2 protein-coding genes are annotated in these 3,928 nt (G+C 47.5%); both read right to left on the minus strand.

Annotated elements, in window-relative coordinates:
• Positions 1–881, minus strand: an 881-nt coding sequence (flgL, locus tag AC9UEO_RS13415) for a flagellar hook-associated protein FlgL (RefSeq protein ID WP_509534512.1), incomplete at its 3' end; no start/stop codon positions are given.
• Between the two features lie 15 nt (positions 882–896).
• The gene (locus tag AC9UEO_RS13420; protein WP_509534514.1) at positions 897–3,812 is read right to left on the minus strand and encodes a flagellar basal body rod C-terminal domain-containing protein; all 2,916 of its coding nucleotides are present in this window, start codon (positions 3,810–3,812) and stop codon (positions 897–899) included.
• Positions 3,813–3,928: the final 116 nt, after the last annotated feature.

Here is a 3,928-nt window from a genome sequence, read left to right on the forward strand (position 1 = left end):
AAACTGCTCTGCGCAGCTTCCAAAGCCAGTTGGTCTTTGTTCATTTTGGTAATTGCTGAGGTGTAGTCCAAGTCTTCTGCATCAGATTTGGTGGTCTTCAAACGCAGAGTAATTTCATCCAACACGCTGTTTTGCATGTCGATCACGTTCATGTCCGTTCCAATTTGCGCGGTGGCGTCGCTTACGCCTTGCTGCAAGCTGTCTATGTCAGCAATGCCGCGCTGCATATTCGTGTGGTCTGAGTTTTTAACGGCGTTGGCCAAGTCATCAATCGCTTGGAAAAACCCCACACCTATTTTGTGGCCTTTGCCGTCGTCACGCACAACTTTGACAAACGCATCAGCACCAGGCATGTTGAGGTTCATACGGCGGTTGTCACCCACTGCCACCTTCATGCGTGACTCATCACCTTGGTAAACCACAACACCTTTGGCGTCTTTAGAAAATGCGGGTGAACCCACGCGGCTTCCAGAGAACAAATAATTGCCGTTGGTGTCTTGGGTATTGGCCAAACTCAGCATTTGGTCTTTGAGTGAGCTGATTTCTAAAGAAATCGACTGACGGTCTGCAGGCGACAAAGTGTCGCTGGCGGCTTGGATAGCGATTTCTTTGATACGCACCAACACATCACTGGTGTTTCTTAAAACAGTCTCTGACGCTTGCAAACGGGTGTTGACTGTTTTTAACGTGCTCTGGTAGCTGGCTTGGCGCGCGAGTTCAGACTCAAGCCTTGTTACCAAAGAGGCTTTATCGGGTGAATCACTGGGTTTAACAATTTGCTTGCCCGTCGATAACTGCTCTTGTGTTTTGGCTAGTTCGCCTTGCACATCGCCCAACTGTTGGTTGGCGCGGTCAAAGTAGAGGGTGGTGGAGATTTTCATAATGTCGTGCCTCTATCAACGAATTTGTACGATCGAGTCAAACAAGGTGCCCGATATTTGCAATGCTTTGGCAGACGCTTGGTAGGCCTGTTGGTAACGGATCAAAGCAGCGGCCTCTTCGTCCAAGTTGACGCCAGAAACTTTGTCGCGAGCTGCAACCGATTGGTCGTGCACCACGGTCAAAGCCTGTTGTGTGATGGTGGCTTGTTGGGCCAAGTTACCCACGTTGTTAATTTGGTCAATATAGGTATTGGCTAGAGATTTACCAGCGATGACTGGCTTTTTAGCCAAGTCGACCATGTCTAACATATTGATGTTGTTACCCAAACCATCGTGGTTACCGTCGACTTGAAAGCTGTCACCCACATTCGGTGCATGGCTGAGTTTGATTTGCAAACCTTCAAAGTCGATCAATGGCTCCAACACATTTGGGTCGTAATGGCGGTCTGCCAATTCAGTACCCGTTTTGGCGTCGATGATGGTGTAGCGATCAGGCTTGGTGAACTTCACCACCAAAGACTGGTTGCGTAAGTTATCTCGCACATTCAAAGGCTCACCTGAGTAGCTTGCAGCCACAGAAGTCTTGCCCTGCCCCGTCACAAAAACAAGCAAGTCGTCTACAGAGCCACCCTCGATATAAGCACCCGTTCGCAAGCCGGCTTTTGCCAGGTCTGCAGGAGAACCGGTACGCACTGGGTCTCCATAGGTACCAAATGAGAAACGGATAGACGCTTTATCAGGATCTGCAGCCAACTGCAACTTCAAACGCTCTTCTAAGGTGTAGTCGATCGGATCGAGGCCTAATGCGTTTTGCTCAATGATGCCGTTGGCCTTATTTGCAGGGCCGATGGAAATTGGATCGGTACCGTTAGGGTCGATCGTGCTAAGCACCAAGTCGCCATACAAACCAATTGAGGCTTTTACGCCGATACCAACGTCAATCGTACAAGCTGGGTCTTGTGGATCAATAATAGTTTTGCGTGTGCTGTTGATTTGGTCTACTAATCCCTGAAGAGTAGGAATCGTAGATGCATCTGAAGCCAGCTGCACGTTTGTACTAAAACTCAAATCGCTAACCGTGCTTGTCATGGTGAATGCATTCGCACTGCCAGAAGCGCCCGTCAAAATTATTTCATATGTATTAGCCTCTGGAGATCCGTTAATGATGGCAAGTTGCGAGCCAGCGGTTGCGCCATTTGCGCCGCCAGCAGTCAATTCAGGATTCGTTATTTCTCTGCCTAGGGCGTCAGTAATTTTTAATTCAGATCCGTTGATAACTGAAACTGTTATGTTGGATGTATTTTCATCTGCTTCTCTAAGCTTGATTTGCAGCGCTGATGCAAGACCATCAAGATCTGTAGTTTGCAGGTTTAAGCTACTTATATTCAGAATGGTTGTGTCTAGATTGATCGAAAACCCAGTGAAGTCGGTAAGTGCGGGTGGCGTGCCAAAAGAAGGACTTGTAAACGAGGCCGTAGAGGGCACGGCGGCAGTTGTAGACCTTACAAGCTGCGCCTTAACTGGTAATAGTGGATTGGTGGCGTTAATGGCGCTAACGACCCCGAGAGGTGTAGCGTTATCAGCTGTTATTGCAATTGGCGTTGTTACACCACCAACAGACAACGAGAGGTTAAATGCAACCCCATTATTTATAGAGTCTGAAGTAGATGCAAAAGAAGTACTTAAAGTTCTCTGAGGTTTACCTGACATATCAATAGTCGACCCATTGATTTCAAGTTTTTTGTTGTAATCAATATTGGTACTAAAAATATGTAAGTCACGCACTACTTGGTCCATACGAACCTGTCCGTTATAGGTAGTGGGAGTAATTCCAAGAACATTGCCATCACCTTGCACAGTTGGTGTCGGATTAATAATGATGGATTGACCTGTTGGTATGGCGCTGATAACCAGATCACCTTGTTGCACGCTAGCGATTACGCCAATATTTGTAGTGCTGTTTATTGCGGTAACCAAAGATGTCACGTCTTTAAAGCCAGGCGCAACGGTATGTCCATTGATTTTTAATGGTCTTTTGAAATCAAGCTGCTGCGCCGGTACGCGGATGTCATTGAAAACGGTAGCTTTCACACCCGTTTGAGAAGTTAGGCTGTTGCTAACAATAAAATCGCCGCCAAATTCATAACCTGTGCTTGGCGTCAGCACAACATCGCTGATGGATCGGCCCAAAGCGTCACGCACTTCCAAATCGATTCCATTGCTGGCAATATTGACGGAAAGGTTATTTGTTAAATCTGCTACCCGTAATTTAGCTTGCAAGTCGTTAGCTAGCGCATTTAATCCATTCGTATCATTGAGAGCGGTTATTTTTAAAGCAACACCGCCGACCTTGAAGGCAAACTCGCTAAATGCAGGCTGTGAAATTTTCACTTGAGACTTGCCATTGACCCATGCCACCACATCAGAAGGAGACAAAGGGGTATTAAGTTGTGTTTCCAGTGCTGGCATAGTCACCCCATTGAGCACTGTGGCGCCCGCCTGAATTTGTGTGCCAGGCTCGTTATCGGTAATACGAGAAGTAACAAGTTGCGCTGTTTTTGGTACTGGTGCAGCAGCTACACCGTTACGGTCAAACACTTGTGCATAACGCACTTTGGCCATGGCGCCATAAAAAACATCCATGGCACGGTAACCGTCTTTGTTAGATTTATTGAGGTACGCGTTGCTGTAGTTGGAATCGGGAACAAATCCGTTTTCAGATTTAATAATTTGCGCTTTTTCAGTCTCACTCAGCGTTTGACCTAAAAGCTGACGTCCGTCACGTGTCAGCACTTGCAGTTGCTGCCCTGGCTTGGCATCATCTAAATAAAAAGTGGCTTTGACACCGGCAGCCAATGTGGTGACGGGCGCCATCACGCTGGCGCCTTCTACCTTGATCATCACGCCCGCCGTTGGGTTGGGGTTGTTCACCAGTCCTGTATTGCTAATCGCTGGAGGCACTGTAGAAGGGGTAAACACCACACTAGCACGCGTATTACTAGAGTTCGTTTGGTCCTCAGTAACACGAAACTGTGCCGCGGTGGCTA

The sequence above is a fragment of the Limnohabitans sp. genome, assembly GCF_040401495.1.
Classification (GTDB): domain Bacteria; phylum Pseudomonadota; class Gammaproteobacteria; order Burkholderiales; family Burkholderiaceae_C; genus Limnohabitans.